Origin of the sequence: Aeromonas sp. FDAARGOS 1418, from assembly GCF_019048585.1 — a bacterium.
Lineage (GTDB): Bacteria > Pseudomonadota > Gammaproteobacteria > Enterobacterales > Aeromonadaceae > Aeromonas > Aeromonas caviae.
Map to the genome: position 1 here is coordinate 2,373,124 of NZ_CP077387.1, position 17,397 is coordinate 2,390,520.

The 17,397-nt window shown below is 62.0% G+C and carries 16 protein-coding genes; 11 read left to right on the forward strand and 5 right to left on the reverse strand.

What is annotated here, in order from left to right; genetic code table 11:
• Nucleotides 1-66: 66 nt before the first annotated feature.
• The gene (locus I6L48_RS11245; protein ID WP_216987236.1) at nt 67-3,903 is read left to right on the forward strand and encodes a DEAD/DEAH box helicase; all 3,837 of its coding nucleotides are present in this window, start codon (nt 67-69) and stop codon (nt 3,901-3,903) included.
• Between the two features lie 78 nt (nt 3,904-3,981).
• Here the strand turns inward: I6L48_RS11245 and I6L48_RS11250 are convergent, their stop codons facing one another.
• On the reverse strand, nt 3,982-4,875 hold the full coding sequence (locus I6L48_RS11250) for a DNA replication terminus site-binding protein (protein WP_113070024.1): 894 nt from the start codon (nt 4,873-4,875) through the stop codon (nt 3,982-3,984).
• 530 nt (nt 4,876-5,405) lie between these two features.
• Here I6L48_RS11250 and I6L48_RS11255 point away from each other — a divergent pair.
• From I6L48_RS11255 to I6L48_RS11285, 7 genes are all read left to right on the forward strand, one after another.
• Complete coding sequence (locus tag I6L48_RS11255) at nt 5,406-5,615, forward strand: DUF1127 domain-containing protein (protein WP_010675316.1); 210 nt, start codon at nt 5,406-5,408, stop codon at nt 5,613-5,615.
• A 269-nt stretch (nt 5,616-5,884) separates the two neighbouring features.
• Entirely contained in the window at nt 5,885-6,904 is a 1,020-nt protein-coding gene (astE, locus tag I6L48_RS11260; RefSeq protein WP_041213176.1) for a succinylglutamate desuccinylase, read from the forward strand.
• A 271-nt stretch (nt 6,905-7,175) separates the two neighbouring features.
• A complete protein-coding gene (pdhA, locus tag I6L48_RS11265) occupies nt 7,176-8,264 on the forward strand; it encodes a pyruvate dehydrogenase (acetyl-transferring) E1 component subunit alpha (protein WP_041214862.1) in 1,089 nt (362 codons plus the stop codon).
• Nucleotides 8,261-9,247 carry an alpha-ketoacid dehydrogenase subunit beta gene (locus I6L48_RS11270; RefSeq protein ID WP_139736365.1) on the forward strand — a complete coding sequence of 329 codons (987 nt, stop codon included), beginning with the start codon at nt 8,261-8,263 and terminating at the stop codon, nt 9,245-9,247. Before pdhA ends, I6L48_RS11270 begins: the two co-directional genes overlap by 4 nt.
• Nucleotides 9,248-9,341: 94 nt before the next feature.
• Nucleotides 9,342-10,442: a dihydrolipoamide acetyltransferase family protein gene (locus I6L48_RS11275; protein ID WP_216987237.1), complete on the forward strand. Its 1,101-nt coding sequence runs from the start codon at nt 9,342-9,344 to the stop codon at nt 10,440-10,442.
• Nucleotides 10,443-10,648: 206 nt separating this feature from the next.
• Entirely contained in the window at nt 10,649-10,858 is a 210-nt protein-coding gene (locus I6L48_RS11280) for a cold-shock protein (RefSeq protein WP_005302803.1), read from the forward strand.
• Nucleotides 10,859-10,935: 77 nt separating this feature from the next.
• Nucleotides 10,936-11,247, forward strand: a complete 312-nt coding sequence (locus I6L48_RS11285; protein WP_089503662.1) for a hypothetical protein — start codon at nt 10,936-10,938, stop codon at nt 11,245-11,247.
• Here I6L48_RS11285 and I6L48_RS11290 read toward each other — a convergent pair.
• Complete coding sequence (locus I6L48_RS11290; RefSeq protein ID WP_010675310.1) at nt 11,234-11,482, reverse strand: TIGR02647 family protein; 249 nt, start codon at nt 11,480-11,482, stop codon at nt 11,234-11,236. The genes I6L48_RS11285 and I6L48_RS11290 overlap by 14 nt on opposite strands.
• Nucleotides 11,483-11,728: 246 nt before the next feature.
• On the opposite strand from I6L48_RS11290, the gene I6L48_RS11295 reads away from it, so the two are divergent.
• Together I6L48_RS11295 and I6L48_RS11300 are read left to right on the forward strand one after the other, a co-directional pair.
• A complete protein-coding gene (locus tag I6L48_RS11295; RefSeq protein WP_045524136.1) occupies nt 11,729-12,277 on the forward strand; it encodes a hypothetical protein in 549 nt (182 codons plus the stop codon).
• Nucleotides 12,278-12,371: 94 nt separating this feature from the next.
• Nucleotides 12,372-12,764, forward strand: coding sequence for a DUF2750 domain-containing protein (locus I6L48_RS11300; RefSeq protein ID WP_010675308.1), 393 nt, complete (start codon nt 12,372-12,374; stop codon nt 12,762-12,764).
• A gap of 89 nt (nt 12,765-12,853) precedes the next feature.
• Here I6L48_RS11300 and I6L48_RS11305 read toward each other — a convergent pair whose 3' ends face one another.
• The gene (locus tag I6L48_RS11305) at nt 12,854-14,704 is read right to left on the reverse strand and encodes an extracellular solute-binding protein (protein ID WP_041214867.1); all 1,851 of its coding nucleotides are present in this window, start codon (nt 14,702-14,704) and stop codon (nt 12,854-12,856) included.
• Nucleotides 14,705-14,794: 90 nt separating this feature from the next.
• The gene (locus I6L48_RS11310; RefSeq protein ID WP_010675306.1) at nt 14,795-15,688 is read right to left on the reverse strand and encodes an EamA family transporter; all 894 of its coding nucleotides are present in this window, start codon (nt 15,686-15,688) and stop codon (nt 14,795-14,797) included.
• A gap of 178 nt (nt 15,689-15,866) precedes the next feature.
• On the opposite strand from I6L48_RS11310, the gene I6L48_RS11315 reads away from it, so the two are divergent.
• Nucleotides 15,867-16,055, forward strand: coding sequence for a hypothetical protein (locus I6L48_RS11315; RefSeq protein WP_042017535.1), 189 nt, complete (start codon nt 15,867-15,869; stop codon nt 16,053-16,055).
• On the opposite strand, the gene I6L48_RS11320 is transcribed toward I6L48_RS11315, so the two are convergent.
• Nucleotides 16,052-17,242, reverse strand: coding sequence for an HD-GYP domain-containing protein (locus I6L48_RS11320; protein WP_041214868.1), 1,191 nt, complete (start codon nt 17,240-17,242; stop codon nt 16,052-16,054). The genes I6L48_RS11315 and I6L48_RS11320 overlap by 4 nt on opposite strands.
• Between the last annotated feature and the right edge of the window lie 155 nt (nt 17,243-17,397).

The window sequence follows — 17,397 nt, forward strand, 5'->3', positions numbered from 1 at the left end:
CTTAAGGGTCGAGCCGCCGCCGCTTTCCCGTTAAAATTCCGCCTTTGCACTTGCCCGTGAGTTCTGATGTCAGCCTTCACCCTCTCTTCAGATTGCCATGCCCTGCTGTGCGAGCTGCAATTGCAGCGCGCCGCCAGCACTCGTTACCTGCAAGACACCCTCTATGCCCCGGGCGCACCCGGGCGTGCGCTGCTCGACACCCTTGATCAGTTGCAGCAGTGGGGGCTTGTCCGTCAACGAACGGAGCAGCAGTGGAGTCTGACGGCAGAGGGAACCCTGACCCTGATCCTGGCGGTGCGTGCGGGGGAGTGCCCCATGCCGCAGTGGTCCCGCATCCCCTCGGTCACGGGCCTGGAGCGGGCACAGGAGGTGGTGCGCGAGCTCTGTCTGGGAGACGCGGGGCAGATCCCGGCCTATTACCAGAGTGCCGAACTCCTGAGCCTCCTGGATCTCCCCGATGCTCCCCGCCTGCTGGCAGGCTCCAGCCCCGCCTGGCAGGCCCTGCTGCTCGAACACTTCGCCCTGCAGGCCCTGCTTGACGCAGAGCCTGACGAGGGCTGGCCGCTGGCTACGCTGGTCACCTCCTGCTCCCCGGCGCTCTCTGGCCAGATCCAGGCTCGCGCCCGAGAATGGGAGTGGCTCTGCGGTTCCTTTGGGGGCGAGGTAACCACTCACTGGCCTGCACTGCAACAACTGGCGCAGCAGGGGGATGAGCAGCCCCTGGCCGAGCGGCTGCTGGGGGCGCTTGGCCAGTGGCAGGGGCAAGAGGCGTCGCCTTGGCCCCGGATGTTCAGCGCCCTGCTCTGGCTCGGCTGGTTGCAACAGGCAGATCCGGTGCAGGGGGGCGAGCAGCGCAAGAAGTGGCAGCGCAGTCTGGGCCATCACTCCCCCCTGCTGGCCGATCTGCTGGGGCAGTGGGCCGGAGATCGCCACGGCCAGGCGGTCGGCCTGTTCGATACCCTGCAACTGCCGCTGGAGGAGCTCCACTGGGGTTACCTCTGGCTCGATCTCTGCGCCCTGGCGCGCCACGGCGAGCAGAGCCCCCAGGTGACCATCTTGCACAAGTGGGACCTCTCCCACGTGCTTGACGCCGAGCCCCGGCATCGCCTGATGGCCTTCTGCCAGGATCTGCTGCGACTCCTGCTTGGCCGGGAAGCCGCCCATTGGCCCCTGCGCGCGTTGCGTCCTGCTCAAGGGGAGGAAGAGGATGCCACCGAGGAGGAAGGCAAGGCCCCCGCCTCGGCAAGCTGGCTCAACTGGCTGCAGGGGTTGGGACGCTCGAGCGGGGTGCGCAAACCCCAGGAGCGGCTGGTCTGGCTGCTCCACGCGGAGGGGCCTGAGCTTGAGTGCAAGATCCAGAAGCAGAGCACCAAGGGGGAGTGGACCGCCGGGCGAAGGGTCGATCCGGCCCTGCTTTCCACCCAGTACGCCAGCCTGCTGGACGAGGCGGACTGGGCACTGGTGCGCACCCTGCCGCGCAACATGGGCAAGCTGCCCCGGGATGCCTGGGTGCCCCTGGCAAACCATCCTCGCCTCTTCAATGCCAAGGGACAGAAGCTGCAACTGGCCGTCAGCGCCCCCCTGCTGCAACTGGTACAGAGCGGGGAGGGCATGAGCGCCAGACTACATCCTGCTCCCGCCGCCCGCGGTACGCACATCGTCCCCCTGGCTCAGGATTTGTGGCAGCTTATTCTGACACCGCAGGCACTGCTGGACAGATTACCGGCCCTGGAGGCCATTCCGGCATTGCCGCCGGCCGGGCTCGAGGAGCTGCAACGCACGCTGGATGCGATCCCCGATCTCCCCTGGCACAGCCAGGTGGCGGGGCTCAGGGGCAATGCCGAGCTGGCCCCCTGGCCCGGCGTTCCCTCCGTCCTGCTCGACTGGCAGGAGGGGCAGCTCGTGGTCCAGCTGGTGACCCGGGAGGGGGACCTGCCGCCCTTGCCTCTGGGCAAGGGGGAGGCCATCGTGCGCCAGGGTATCCGGGAGTATCACTACTGGCAGCGGGATCTGGCTGCCGAGAAGGACGATGCCCAGCGCCTTCGCAACCAGTTGCCCATCGGCCTGCCCGGCAACGAGTGGAAGCTGGACGGGGAGCAGGCGCTCACCCTGGTCAACGCCCTGCCCGAGCTGGTGGACGCCGGTGTGGTGGTGCACTGGCACCAGGACAGCGCCCGCCTCAAGAGCCTTGATGAGGCAGCCCTGAGCCTGCGCATCGAGCGGCGTCAGGACTGGTTCCAGGTGGAGGGAGCGCTCTCGCTGGACGAGCACCAGATCCTCGATCTTCGCCTCATCCTGCGCCAGCTGACTCCGGGCCAGCGCACGGTGCAGCTCGACGAGAAGACCAGCCTGATGCTGAGCGACAAGCTGGTGGAACGCCTCACCGTGCTCGGCGCCATGCTGGACAACGAGCAGCGCATCAACAACAAGCTGGCCTATCCACTGGCCCGCCTGCTCTCCGTCATCACCACCGAGGGGGATGCCGCCTGGCAGAACCTTCAGCAGGAGTGGCAGCAGGAGGTGAGCTGTCCCCCCGAGCTGCTGACGGCGCTGCGGGACTATCAGAAGGAGGGGGTACGCTGGATGGCGACCCTGGCCCATCACGGCTTTGGCGCCTGTCTGGCCGATGACATGGGCCTGGGCAAGACCTTGCAGGCCCTCATTGTGTTGCGCATGCGTCAGCACCTGGGCCCGGCGCTGGTGGTGGTGCCCAAGTCAGTGGTCACCAACTGGCAGGAGGAGGTGGCCCGCTTTGCCCCCGAGCTCGAGGTGGTGGTGTTCGACCATCCCGCCGAGCGGGAGACCCTGATCCAGGGGGCCAGGGCCGGACAGATCGTCCTGGTCAACTACGGCATGCTCGGCAGTCTCTCCCAGGCGCTCAAGTCCCGCCGCTGGTCGAGCATGGTGCTGGACGAGGCACAGCAGATCAAGAATGCCGGTACCCAGCGCGCCAAGCTGCTGTTCCAGCTCGACGGGGATTTTCGCCTCGCCCTCTCCGGCACCCCCATCGAAAACCATCTGGGGGAGCTGTGGAGCCTGTTCAGCTTCATCAACCCCGGCCTGCTCGGGAGCCTCGGGGAGTTCAAGCGCCGCTTTGGCAAGGCGGTCAAGGATCCCCAGCACATGGCGATGCTGCGGGCGGTGATCAGCCCCTTCATCCTGCGCCGCCTCAAGCAACAGGTGCTGACGGAGCTGCCGGACAAGACCGAGATCATCCATCACATCAGCCTCTCCCCCGAGGAGCGTCAGCTCTACGAGGCGACCCGGCGCGAGGTGGTGCAGCAGGTGCAAAGTGCCGATGGCCGTGCCCTGATGCATGTGCTGAGCGGCCTGACCCGGCTGCGCCGACTCTGCTGCTCCCCCCAGCTGGTGATGCCGGAGTGGTCCCAGACCAGCAGCAAGCTGGACGAGGCGATGGCGCTGCTGGACGAAGCCATCGATGGTGGCCACCGGGTGCTGGTGTTCAGCCAGTTTGTCGATCTGCTGAGCCTGCTGCGCAGCCGTATCGAACAGCGGCAGTGGGACTACTGCTATCTGGATGGGGGCTGCTCGGCCAAGTCCCGTCAGGAGTCCATCCTGCGTTTTCGCCACGAAGCGGTGCCGCTCTTCCTCATCAGCCTCAAGGCAGGGGGGACGGGCCTCAACCTGACCCAGGCCGACACCGTGCTGCACCTCGATCCCTGGTGGAACCCGGCGGTGGAGGATCAGGCGAGCGATCGGGCGCACCGCATGGGCCAGACCCAGCCGGTGACCGTCTATCGCCTGGTGTGCGAGCAGACGGTGGAGGAGAAGATAGTGGCGCTGCACGACGAGAAGCGGGCACTGGCCGACGGCCTCCTGAGCGGCCAGTCCGAGGTGAAGGGGCTGGATGTGGAGAGCCTGCGGGCACTGCTGATGAGCTGACGGCGGGCTGTCGCTCGATGTGACAAGGGGAGCATCCGTGATGCTCCCCTTGTCGTTTGTGGCGGTGCCGAGCCTGCGCTACCCCTGATAGAGGTAGAGGTGCAGCCGCTCTATGATGGGGTCACCGCCAATCTTGCGATCCCGGCGTGCCTGGCGCAACTTGGGCGGGTAGTGGCCCAGATGGGTGACGGCCGGCTGGGTATCGGAGCAGAGCAGCAGGGGAAGGCTCGCCTTGATCTGCTGCTTGCGGGGCTCCCGGTCCTGCCAGAGCAGGTTGATCATGGGGTGGGTCTTGACCGGCCTGCGGATCCGCAGGGCGGCATCCGCCGGCAGGCGGCGAATGTCGTATACCTCCTGATCCACCATCTTGCTCCACTCTTCGTTGTCAAAGAGCGCCGGTACATACCGGCGGCTGCGCTCCAGCATCTCCAGTACCTGCTCCCGGCTGAGGCGGCTGATGCTCTGCTTGTCGGCCCAGGTGAAGCCCAGCGAATGGAGATCCCCCTGAAGCCAGGTCAGCTTGCGATAGACCTGCAGGGTGATGACGCCGGGCAGGGCACCGTGCACCAGCTCGAACTTCTCGTCCCGTCCGCCCGCCGCCTGCACCATGGCCTTGAAGGCGAGCTTGTGCGCGTTGATCTCCTCGATGACGGGGGCCAGCTCCCTGGCGCAGGCGGCAGGAAAGCGCAGCCAGCCGGGCAGACGGTGGGTCGCCTTGGTGGAGCAGCCGGGGCGGGCGCTGTGGTCCTGAAAGGCGGCGAGGGTGGCGGCAAGGGCCGCCTCGCCCGAGAGATAGCCCACCTCGATGGCCTCGATGGGCTCATGCTCTTCCCCCTGGGCCACGGCCGGGAGGGGATAGACATGAGCCTCCAGCAGCTCGAGCTGGCCCAGTTGCCGGGCAAGGCGTGCCAGCGACGCCTCCAGCAGGGCCATCTGTTGACGCAGGGCGGCGGTGGGGGTAAAGGTGTCCATCGGCAGATCCTGTGTGTGCCGCTCCCCTGTTCAGCATGATATTGGGGCAGTGTGGGGAGGCAGCATGATAAACTACTGTATAAATAACCATACCAGTATGATGGCAGGGTGCCAAGTGTCCGGTGCCACCCTGACGATGGGGGTGACATGGGGGGCATCCGGTTCAGGTTGCCTGTTTGTATCTTTTTGTTAAATAACGATCTTGTTGCGATCTATTTGTTAACAAATCCTGGTGGCCGAGAGTTTGCACCCTGCTGACTCGCCGTCGTGCCGTGCATAGCTAGCGTGGGAAAGTGCATAGTTAGAAGTGGGTGGCGCAGGAGAAAATGCTGTCAGGCTGCCAGGGGGAAAGTTTCAGCATTATTTCATTTTAAAATCATATGGTTATGGTTATTGCCCTGGCGATATCAACCATTACTTTTACTAATGTCATGTATCAAAATTCGTCAATTGAGGCACCTCCCCGCCCTGACTAAGCTTTGCGCATCAAATCCGAGCCTTGCGCAGAACGAGTAGAGAGGAGCCATATCATGGCCAACATGACTTATACCGAAGCCGGTTACCAGCATTCCAGCGAATCGAATCTGGTTGCTCGCGTCAAGATGACCGTCCTGACCTGGCTGGAACGCAGCCGCAGCCGTCGCCAGCTCTCCGAGCTGCCCGCCTACCTGCTCAAGGACATCGGTCTGAACGAAGCCGACCGCTATCAAGAGACCACCAAGCCGTTCTGGCGTGGTTGATCAGCCGGGCATGGATGCCTTGTTTTTCTGCTGATACCAGGGGCATGATGCCCACCCGTCTGCCGAAGGCATGCTGCCTTCACCTGCCGATACCCGTTCACTGATTTCCCTCTTCCGTGTTTCCCCCCGCTTGATCCTGTTGCATGAGTTGTCACTCATTCTCGCCACTTTTGTATCCTTACTGTTTGAATTTGTTTAAAAACTGATTTTAAGCCCGGTTGCCTTGCGTATAATCCGGCCATGGCATTCCAGACTAAAGGGTGAGACGGATGATTCCCCAGCATGACTTTTTGGCCCTGACGCGCCGCCATGAGTGGCAGCTCGAGCCTTTCGCCTTCAATCTGACCGACGGTACCCGGGTGAGCGTGTGGGATACCGGCGTGATCTGCCTGGAACCCGCTTCCGAGGCGGGGCAACCCGGGCACAAGGACATCGTCCTCTCCTGCGGCATCCACGGCAACGAGACCGCCCCCATCGAGATCTGCAACCAGTTGCTGACCCGGTTGCTCGCAGAGGAGCTCAAGGTTCGTCACCGGGTGCTCTTCCTCTTTGGCAACCCTGCCGCCATGAACCAGGGGGTGAGGGAGGTGGAAGAGAACATGAACCGCCTTTTCTCGGGCGCCCACAGCAAGGGGGAGGGGCTGTGCAACCGGGAGCGCATCCGCGCCATGCGTCTGGAGCAGTATGTGAGCCGCTTCTTTGCCGACTCGGGCAGGCCCCGTTACCACTACGATCTCCATACCGCCATTCGCGGCTCGCGCCACGAGAAGTTTGCCGTCTATCCCTTTCCCCACGAACGCCCCCACTGCAAGGAGCAGGTACGTTTCCTCGGTGCCTGCGGCGTGCGCACCATACTGCTCTCGAGCGGCCCGACCACCACCTTCAGCTATTACAGCTCGCACCAGCACGGCGCCCATGCCTTTACGGTGGAGCTGGGCAAGGTGCGGCCCTTCGGTGAAAACGACATGACCCGCTTCATCGAGGTGCGCCAGACATTGCAGGAGCTGGTGACCCGGGATGAGGTGGCCCTCGAGCCATGGCGAGCCGATGACTTCACCCTTTTTGCCATAGATCGGGTGATCAACAAGCAGTCGGAGCAGTTCCGCTTTCTGTTTGCCAGCGATGTGGACAATTTCACCGAATTTCCCCAGGGTTTTGTGCTGGCAGAAGATGGGGATCGGCAATACAGGGTAGAGAAACCGCGGGAGGCGGTGGTCTTCCCCAACGCCAACGTGGCCATCGGACAGCGCACCATGCTGCTGGTGGTACCCACCCGTTTGTGGGAGTGAATTGACGCCTTTTTGTCATGCTGATCCTGCGCCACGGGCGGTGGCAAGTAGCATGGCGGTGATGGGTATGATCCCGAACTCGATATGACAGGGAGCCTGAACAGGCTCCCTTCTTTGTTTATGCTCGCCGAAAATTCCGATTACCTTCGAAAATAAAAGAAGTTTCTACTGGTCTTACCTGGATGAATCTCGTTGCCCTTTGGTTAACATGTTGTTTACATTTTAAATGTCACCTCATGGTGGTGACGCTGACAACGGCAAGGAGCCAGTTATGACCCATGTCGACATCCCCTTCCTTCGTTACCTCGATGAGGAGGGGCGCCCGGTCGCGACACTGCCGACCTGGCTGGACAAGGCGATGCTGCACACCTTCTACCGCAACATGGTGATGGTGCGCAGTTACGACAAGAAAGCGATAGCACTGCAGCGAACCGGCAAACTCGGCACCTTTCCCTCCCATCTCGGGGCGGAAGCGGTGGGGATCGGGGTCGGGCTCGCCATGCAGCCAGAGGATGTCTATGTGCCCTACTACCGGGACATGCCCACTCTCTACGTGAGGGGCGTGCCCATGGAGCAGAACCTGCAGTATTGGGGCGGCGATGAACGGGGCAGTGTCTTCTACAAGGCCGATGGCGAGTTGTCGGAAGACTTGCCCATCTGCGTTCCCATCGCCACCCAGATCACCCATGCTGCCGGCATCGCGGCCGCCTTCAAGCTGCGCAACCAGCCCAGGGTCGCCGTGGTGACCATCGGCGATGGCGGCACCTCCAAGGGAGACTTTCTCGAGGGGCTCAACTGTGCCGGTGTCTGGCATCTCCCCATGGTGATGATCATCAATAACAACCAGTGGGCCATCTCGGTGCCGCGCAAGTTGCAGTCGAGCGCGCCCACCCTGGCCCAGAAGGGCATAGGAGCCGGGGTGCGCAGCCTCCAGGTGGACGGCAATGACGTGGTGGCGGTCTATGAGGCGACCCGCGCCGCCGTCGAGCGGGCTCGCAGCGGCAAGGGGCCGACGCTCATCGAAGCCGTCAGCTACCGGCTCGGGGATCACACCACCGCCGATGATGCGACTCGCTATCGTGACGGCGCCGAGGTGGAAGCGGCCTGGGCCAGGGAGCCTGTCAAGCGGCTGCGCCAGTTCATGTTTGAACGGGGCTGGTGGGACGAGCAGCAGGAACAGGCGCTGCTGGCAGAGGCGGGCCGGGAAGTGGAACGCGCCGTTGCCGCCTATGAGGCCATCACGCCCCAGGCGCCGGAGACCCTGCTCGATTACCAGTTTGCCGAGCTGCCGAAGGCCTATCTTGCCCAGCGCCAGCGCATCATCGCCAAGGGCATGCAGCAGAGCGGGGAGGGACTATGAGCGATATCACGCTGCTCGAAGCGATCAATCTGGCGTTGCACCACGAGATGGCACGCGATCCTGATGTGGTGGTACTGGGGGAGGATGTGGGGGTCAACGGCGGTGTGTTTCGCGCCACTGTGGGGCTTCGCGATAAATTCGGGTTCAAGCGGGTCATCGATACGCCGCTGGCCGAAGGACTCATCGCCGGGGTGGCGGTGGGCATGGCGACCCAGGGGCTCAAACCCGTGGCCGAATTCCAGTTCCAGGGCTTCATCTTCCCGGGCATGGAGCAGATCATCTGCCAGGCGGCACGGATGCGAAACCGGACCCGTGGCCGCATCACCTGTCCCATCGTTTACCGCTCCCCCTACGGCGCCGGCATCCATTCACCCGAGCACCACAGCGAGAGCGTCGAGGCCCTGTTTGCCCATATCCCCGGGCTGCGGGTCGTGATCCCTTCGAGCCCGAAGCGGGCTTACGGCCTGCTGCTGTCGGCCATTCGGGATCCGGATCCCGTGATGTTCTTCGAGCCGGATCGCATCTATCGCTCCATGAAGTCGGATGTGGTGGATGACGGCATCGGCCTGCCGCTGGATGTCTGCTTCACCCTGCGTCCCGGCCGGGACATCACTGTGGTGGCCTGGGGTGCCTGCATCCAGGAAGTCATGCGTGCGGCGCACCTGCTGGCGGAGCAGGACATCCAGTGCGAGGTGCTGGATCTTGCCACCATCAAACCCCTGGACATGGAGAGCATCCTGACCTCGGTACGCAAGACCGGGAGGCTGCTGGTGGTACACGAAGCCTGTGGCAGTTTCGGGGTGGGTGCCGAAATCGTGTCCCAGGTGACCGAAGAGGCGATGACTGCCCTCAAGGCGCCGCCAAGACGCCTCACCGGCGTGGATGCCGCCGTCCCCTACTATCGCAACGAGGAGTATTACCTCATCACCGAGCAGGAGATCGCGCAGGCGGCTCGGCAACTGATGGAGAACCAGTGGCTATGACGCACGACAGGTACGGATGCGCAAGTGCCAGGGCCACAGGGCTCCATGGTGTCTGTCAATGTTTGGTGATGTCCCAGCAGAGGGAGAGCAGGTCATGAAATTTTTCAAATTGCCGGATCTGGGCGAAGGACTGGCCGAGGCCGAGATCGTCGAGTGGAAGGTGAGCGCCGGTGATACGGTGCAGGTAGATCAGGTACTGCTGTCGGTGGAGACAGCCAAGGCGCTGGTGGATGTGCCCTCACCGGTGGCCGGGGTCATCGCCAGATTGTGCGGGCAGGAGGGGGACATCCTCCACATCGGGGCACCGCTGGTGGAGTTTGAAGGGGGCGAGGATGACGGCACCGTCGTTGGCAAGGTCAGCGCCCATCAGCAGCATATCGAGGATCATTTCGTGGTGGGGGCCATGGCGCCCGGCGGCACGCTGGTGCAAGCCATGCCAGCGGTCCGTCTGCTGGCGCAAAAACTGGGGCTGGACATCGACAAGGTCAAGGGAACCGGCAGCGCTGGCATGGTGACCGAGCAGGATGTGCAACAGGTGTTCGAGGCCCAGCAGGAGAGCGGCAACGAATTCCTGAAAGGCTCGCGCCGGGCCATGGCCAAGGCGATGGAGCTCTCGCACCGGACTGTGGTTCCGGTGAGCATCACCGACGAAGTGGACTTGCGCCACTGGCGCCCGGATGAAGATGTGACGGTGCGCCTCATCAAGGCGATCGGCGTGGCGTGTCGGGCCGAACCCTCCATGAACGCGTGGTTTGACGGAGAGACCCTGTCGCGGCGTCTGTTCAGGGAGGTCAATGTGGCCATCGCGGTAGACTCCAAGCATGGGCTCTATGTGCCCGTGATGGAGAACGTGGCAGAGCGGGACCATGCTGACATACGGCAGGGGCTGGATCGGATGATCGCCGATGTGAAGGCCCGTGCCGTGCCGCGGGAAATGCTGCAGGGGGCAACCATCACCCTCACCAACTTTGGCGCCATCGCTGGCCGTTACGCCAGCCCCATCGTCACACCACCCCAGGTGGCCATCATAGGAGCGGGCAAGTTGTTCGAGAAGGTGGTGTTCATCCACGGCGAGGCGCGCCCGGTGCGTGCACTTCCCCTGTCGATGACGTTTGACCACAGAGCCTGCACCGGTGGAGAGGCTGCTCGCTTCCTCAAAGCCCTGGTTCAGGCACTGGAGTCGGCACAGGTCTAAACCGCTGTACCCCGCCGCTGGCGGGGTACAAATTTGTTTGCGTAATCGACAAAGGCACGTATAATCTCAACCAGCTTGAAAAGGCGATAGTTATGTCAATGAATATGATGTTTTACATCTTTTCCTGTTGTTCATAAGTAATCCCGTTTTTTGAGCTTTATCCGCTGAAAAGCATAAGTAATTATTTTGAATACAGGTTTAAAGATATGTCTAACATGATCACCGGTACCGTTAAGTTTTTCAACGAAACCAAAGGTTTTGGCTTCATCCAGCAAGAAAACGGCCCGGACGTTTTCGTTCACTTCAGCGCCATCCAAGGTAACGGCTTCCGTACCCTGGCTGAAGGTCAGCGCGTACAGTTCTCTGTGACCCAAGGTCAAAAAGGCCCGCAGGCTGAGAACGTAACTGCTCTGTAATTCTTGCAGAATTTAAAAAAGCCGTGGTACCTCTGGTGCCACGGCTTTTTGTTTTCATGGCTTCATCAATACGCGTCATGACCCTGCTCTCCTCCCTCTTGCTGACCGTGGCGTTGACCGGTCAGGCCAGCCCGCCAACGCCGGATCCTGCGGTGAATGATGCCGTGTCCGTGTGTCAACAGTTTGTACATGTTCGTCTGGGAAACGCGGTGAAACCCGATGAGATCAGGGTACAGCCGGTGCCAAAACGGGCGGGAGAGTGGCTGGTCGATGGCAAGATAAAAGGACCCGAAGGTCCTTTGCTGTTTGCTTGTCTGCTGCGACAAGGAGAGCGCTGGGAGTTGCTCAACTTCTCGCTCTGGGCACCACAACCGCTCAATTCGGCTTGAGTGCGACCAGCAGGTGTTGGAGATGCTCCAGCATGGTCATGCCGAAAGGGGTCAGATAGCCGCCATCTGCCGCGGTGATCAGGCCCTGGCTGTGCAGGCGCGCTGCCGCCTGGCAAAGCGCTTCCGACATGTCGCTGCGCAGCTTGATCCCCAGGCTCATGTTGGCCGGATCAAAACACGCCAGTATTTTCAGCTCATTCACAAAATCGTCAGAAACCTGGTTGATCCCACTCATGGATGCACTCCTTACGCTAAAGATGTATGCAACCTAGCATCCCCGGTGCCTCTTTAGTGGGCGCTGGTTCAAACAATTGGCCTTTATCGGGGCCGCTCTGGTTCAAACGCTGCTTTTTTGGACGCTATCTATCCCTGGTCCGGCTGGACGCAAACGCCCCCAGCAAGGCAAACATGCTAGAATGGCACCCTCGTTCACCCTCATGACCAGGCGTGATGCCAGGTCATCTTGTTCAAGGCGCGTCTCATGATCACTGTTACTCTGGTCTCTCTGCTGCACTCTCTGGGTCCCCGTTTTCCTGTTTATGCTCCCTCCTTGCTGCTCCCTCTCCTGGCGCAACATCAAGGAGATCTCTGGCTGCCGGCCATTCGTGGGGAAGACGTGACAACCCTGCGTCAGCATGGCAAGGATGCCCAGAGTCTGGCTACCTTGTCGGCAGGCTGGTGTGAATTCGCGGCCCAGAGCAAAGAGACGCCGGAGCTCGATGCGCTGGCAAGCTACGATGAGGAGATGCTGGACAACCTGCAGATGTACTGGCGCCACCCGAGCAAGATAAACAGCCCGATCACCGATAACCTGTTCGAGCTGCGCCGCGAGGTGGTGGACGAGGCCCATGGCGGCAAGCTGGTTGCTGCCTGGAGTGCCGCCCAGCAAGCACGGCTTGAGCAGATCATGGTGGGGGTCGCTGCGGGGCGGGATCAGCTCTGCTTTGTGGAAGTGGAGTCCGCCTATTGGCTGAGGGAGCGACTGGGTGAGACCGCGGGACTCCGGCTGTTGACCCCCGAGCTGGGGTGAGGCGATGGAAAGACGGATGACCCATTACTCCTGCTGGACAAGGGGTCGGCAAGATGTGAACATGTCGCCCTTTATTGAACGAGAGACTTGACCGATGAGCTATGAACTTAGCGACACCGAGCGCAATGCCGCGCTGCAACTGAACGCCGATTACCGCTTTGATCACTTCATCAGCAAGCTGGTCGAGCACGAAGAGCTGTTTGTCCTGACCGACGAACACGGCGTCATGATGCTGACGACCGAAGAGGAAGACTGCATCCCGGTATGGCCGCATCCCGACTACGCCAAGGCCTGGGCCGAAGGGGAGTGGGCCGAGTGCAAGCCGCAATCCATCACCCTCAAGGTGTGGCTGGATCGCTGGGTGGACGGCATGGAGCAGGATGATCTCTGCGTGGCCGTGTTCCCGACGCCGGATCAGGAAGGCATTGTGCTGGACCCGGCCGACGTCGCCGACGCCATTGCGCAAAAGCAGGCCAAACGCGGCTGAATGCCCTCTGCCTGGTGCCATCCCGGTTGTAACAAAGACCCCGCCAATGTGCGGGGTCTTTTGTTTTGGGGATGACGGTGCCAGCTGCCCTATTTTTGCTGGTAGGTGGTATCCGTGATGGTCACTGACGGGAAGGTCTGCCCCTCTTTGATGGCGGCCTGGGTCTGCGCCTTTGCTGCTTCGTCAATCCAGAGCAGGCCGCCGAAGCTGTAACCCGAGTTGGAGCCGTCGAGGGGCCAGTAGAGCAAGTCGCTCTGGGGGGTTGCCGGCACCTTGGGCAGGCGTACCCAGCGCCAGGCGCCGGCCCGGGTATAGGGCACCTGATAGGCGGGGACGAAGCTGGCGAGCTCATAGAGTCGCTGCTGGATCTGGCGGGAGAGGTCGGCCTTCTTGCCGAAATCGAACGCCTTGTCGTATTGCTCCACCAGGGCCGAGATCCTGTCGTCATCGATGTTCATGATGTTGTTGGTCTGGGGCTTGTTGGCATTGACCTTGTGGAAGTGTTCCCAATAGGCGGGATAGCGACCACCGCTCCAGGCCATCCAGGCACTCTGGTGCTTTTTCTCCAGCATGGATTTGAAGCCGGCAGACGCATCCATCAGATTGAGCTCGAGGTTGAGCCCCGCCTTTTTCGCCTCTTCCCGCAGCAAGGTGAGGCGCTGTGCATGTTCCGCCGTGGTGTAGGTGATGCTGAGGGAGAGGGGCTGGCCCTTGTCGTTTCGCAAGATGCCATCCGGTCCGGTCTTGGTGAAGCCCGCCTTGGCAAAGAATTCGCGAGCAAGGGCGGGATCGAAGGGGCGCGCCTTGAGGTCGGTATTGGTAAAATCTCCCTGGCCCGAGCCATAGGTGTTGAGACGCTGGTAGTCCCCCCGCAGCAGGGTCGCGATCATCTTGTCCAGGGCGAGGGCGTGCTGGATGCCGAGTCTGACGTCGAGATTGCTCAGCAAGGGATCGGCGGTGTTGAGATAGAGCCCCATGGGGGGCTGAGGCGTCTGGTTGTAGAACCAGAGCCGCTCGATATAGCCCTTCTCGAATTCGGCGGTCTTGCTCTTGTCGTGCCACCAGTTGGGCATCACGAGGGGGAAGGTGTCGAGCTCACCGCGCAGGAAGTGCTGCCAGGCGATGTTCTGATCCCTGAGCACCTTGATCTCGATGCGATCCGGGTTGAAGCGGTGCTGGAAGTAGCGCTCGTCGTTCCCCCACCAATCCTTGACCCGGTCGAAGGTAACCGACTTGCCCTTCTTGAGCTCGCCAATCTGGTAGGGGCCTGTGACCGGCAGCACCTTCCAGTTGTACTCCTTGACCCAGTTGGCGGTCAGCTTGATGGCGTGGCTGGGCTCCGGGGTGAAGGGGAGAGCTTCGAGCAGATCTTCCCGGCTCTTCTCGGTGCCGCTGGTGATGGCGAGAGTGTGATCGTCAAACTTGGTCACTTCGCTTATCTGGGTGCTGTAGTAGTTGTTGTACCAGGGGTCGTTGATCTCCTTGCTGCGCATCATCTTGAGGGTGAAGACCCAGTCGTCCGCAGTGACGGGCTGGCCGTCCGACCAGCGGGCCTTGGGGTTGATGCGAAAATAGAGCGTCTTGTTATCCGCGCCGAAAGCCCACTGATTGGCCAGCATGGGGATGGGATTGCGCGTCACGGGATGGGTGCTCAGGAGCGGCAGGTTGGTCTCGCGCACGTAGGCTGCAAAACCGCCGTTGGAATCCGGCCCGTATTTGCGCAAGGTGAGCGGAAAGCTCGACATGAAATCCCGGAAGGTGCCGCCTCGCTTGGCCTCGGGGTCTGCATAGACGGGATCGGTGTCGTTGCTCTCCCATTTGAGATCTGCCGGCAGGGTGGCACTCCAGCCGAACGGGCTCCAGCAGAAGGGGAGCAGCATGGCCGTGACCCGCATGATGCCTGGTAAAGAGGGAATGATCGAAAGTGACGGATGACGCATGTCCTTGCTCTCCTGATGATGGCGTCCTGCCGAAATAACGGGGTGGGCCCAAGAGGGCCTGACCCATGATGGGAAGTTTCCCGGGCGAGGTCAATCCTCGGTTTGGGTCTTCAAGAAGCGCATCTTGCCCCCCAGCAGATGCACCACGAAGCCGAGCAGCACCAGACCCGAGCCCAGCCATTGCAGGGGAGTGGGGTGTTCATCGAGCAGCAGGGCGGCGGCCACCATGCCGACACAGGGCACCAGCAGGGAGAGGGGGGCAACCTGGGCCACCGGATAGCGCATCAGCAGCCTCCCCCACAGGCCATAACCGAGCCAGGTGGCGATAAACGAGAGATAGAGCACGCACAAGACGCCCTGCCAACGGATGTTGAGCAGGCTGCTCGCGATGAGTTCGGGCCCCTCGAACAACCAGGAGAGCGCGAAGAAGGGCAGGATGGGCACCAGCCCGCCCCAGGCGACCAGGCTTGGCAGAGAGGTGCGATAACGCAGACCTATCTGGCGATTGATGACGTTGCCAAGGCCCCAGCAGGCGGCTGCGCACAGCGTCAGCACAAACCCGATGAGGGTGAGGTTGCCCTCGCCATGGGTGGCGATGAGATAAAGACCTGCTCCCGCCAGCGGCAGTGCCACCCAGTGGTGGGGCTGCCAGCGCTCTCCCAGCCAGATCATGGCGAACAGCAGGGTGAAGACCACCTGGGATTGCAGCACCAGGGAGGCCATGCCGGCGGGCATGCCGAATTTCATGGCGCAGAACAGGAAGGCAAACTGGCCCAGGCTGATCGCACCGCCATAGGCCAGCAGCCAGCGCCAGGGCATGGCAGGCCTGGGGACCAGCAGAATGGCGGGGAAGACGACTCCGACGAAACGCAGTGCTCCCAGCAGCAGTGGGGGGATGCCTTCCAACCCCCACTTGATGGCAACGAAGTTGAGTCCCCAGCAGAGAATGACCAGGGCGGCCAGACACTTGTCCTTGGTTTGCATGCAGCATCCTTGTTTGAGCGGCGCCGGCACAGCAGGGCGCCGAAGGGGTCGAGCATACCTGCTACAGGGTGGGCACCGTCAAGGGCGCAGGTGTCTGCCGGGCGAGTGCGGGCGGGCTAAGCTAAAAGTGAGAGCCCGGATTGACGGGCTGGCGTCGATGGCTGACCGGAGGTATTCCATGAGCGACCATACCCTGCTGCCCCATGGTGAAGACTTGCGCCGCGCGGTGCGCTGGCTCAGCGAACACCATCAACACGACATCCGGGCCATCGAAGAGGCCTGCCTGCGCTTCGATCTCTCCCCGCTGGATGAGGAGTTCCTGATTCGCCATTGCCGCGAGCAGCCGCCAACAAGCCGGATAGGTTAGACGAAGTTGGCCAGGTTGATGCCAAACTCCTTGGGGTCCACCGTGCTCTCTATGGTCTCCTGAACCCCGTTTTTGGCGAGATCCAGCCACTGCACCTCGAGATAATGGCGATGGCCTGCGTGATAGATCACCTTGACCACGGGCTTGAGCGGTTGCTGTTCGTTGCGCTGCATCACGATGGCCAGGCGCTGGTTGGAGAGCTGCACCAGGGTACCCACCGGATAGACCCCCATGCACTTGATGAACCTGGTTACCAGGTCGGCATCAAAATGCAGATCAACCCCCTTGAGCAGAATGCGAAACGCCTGGGTTGGCTGCATGCCCTGTTTGTATACCCTGTCTGCCGTCACCGCATCGTAGACATCGACGATGCCGCTCATGCGGGTGTAGAGGGAGAGCTGATCCCCCTTGAGGCGCCGCGGGTAGCCGGTGCCATCGATCCGCTCGTGATGGTTGGCGGCCACCTCCAGCATGATGGGGGTGATGCCGGCGGTGGCGGCCAGGATGTCGTGGCTGTGGACCACGTGCTCGCGCATCACCTCCAGCTCCTCATCGGTGAGCTTGCCCGGTTTGTTGAGCACCTCGTCCGGGGTCATGATCTTGCCCACGTCGTGGAGCAGGCCACCCAGGGTCAGCTCCTTGAGCACGCTGCGATCCAGCCCCAGGTAGCGGCCGAAGTTCGCCAGGAGGATGGCGACATTCATGGAGTGCTCCATCAGGTAGGCATCCTTGGCACGGATCCGCGCCAGACAGAGCATGGCATCGCCGTGGGTGAACATGGTATCGACCATCTCTTCGGCCACGGCGGCAAGGGGCGTGATGTCGATGGGCTCTCCGGCCTTGAGATGGCGAATGAACTTGCCCTGGAGTTCGCGCGCTTCCTGATAGAGCCGACGGATCTTGAGCTCGCGCCCTTCACCACTGCCGATCTGACGAGAGGAGCCCGCCCCGTTTGTCACCACATCCGCCGGGCTTGCCGAGCCCCCTCCCGGTAGCTTGCTGCGGGCAAGATCCACCCGCACCGTCAGCACGCCGCGCCGGATCAGCGCCTCCACCTGCTGGGGGTTGGTCACCATGCCGGTCTGGGCAATCTCCATGGCGCCGGTCTGGCTGGCAATGGCAATGACGTACATGCCAGGTTTTAGCTGGCTGACGGGGATGACGGGGTGAGACTTCGTCGGCTTCATGGGTACATCCTGGGCTTATTATTATGTGTGATGTCGGTCTGCTGACGGCAGTCTATCACTGGCACATCATGGCGTCAGGCGCCATCTTGAGTCCCTGTCGCTTAGTACTGGTGTTGTCGGGTCTGACCGATATAATGTCGCCCCCAATCATGATG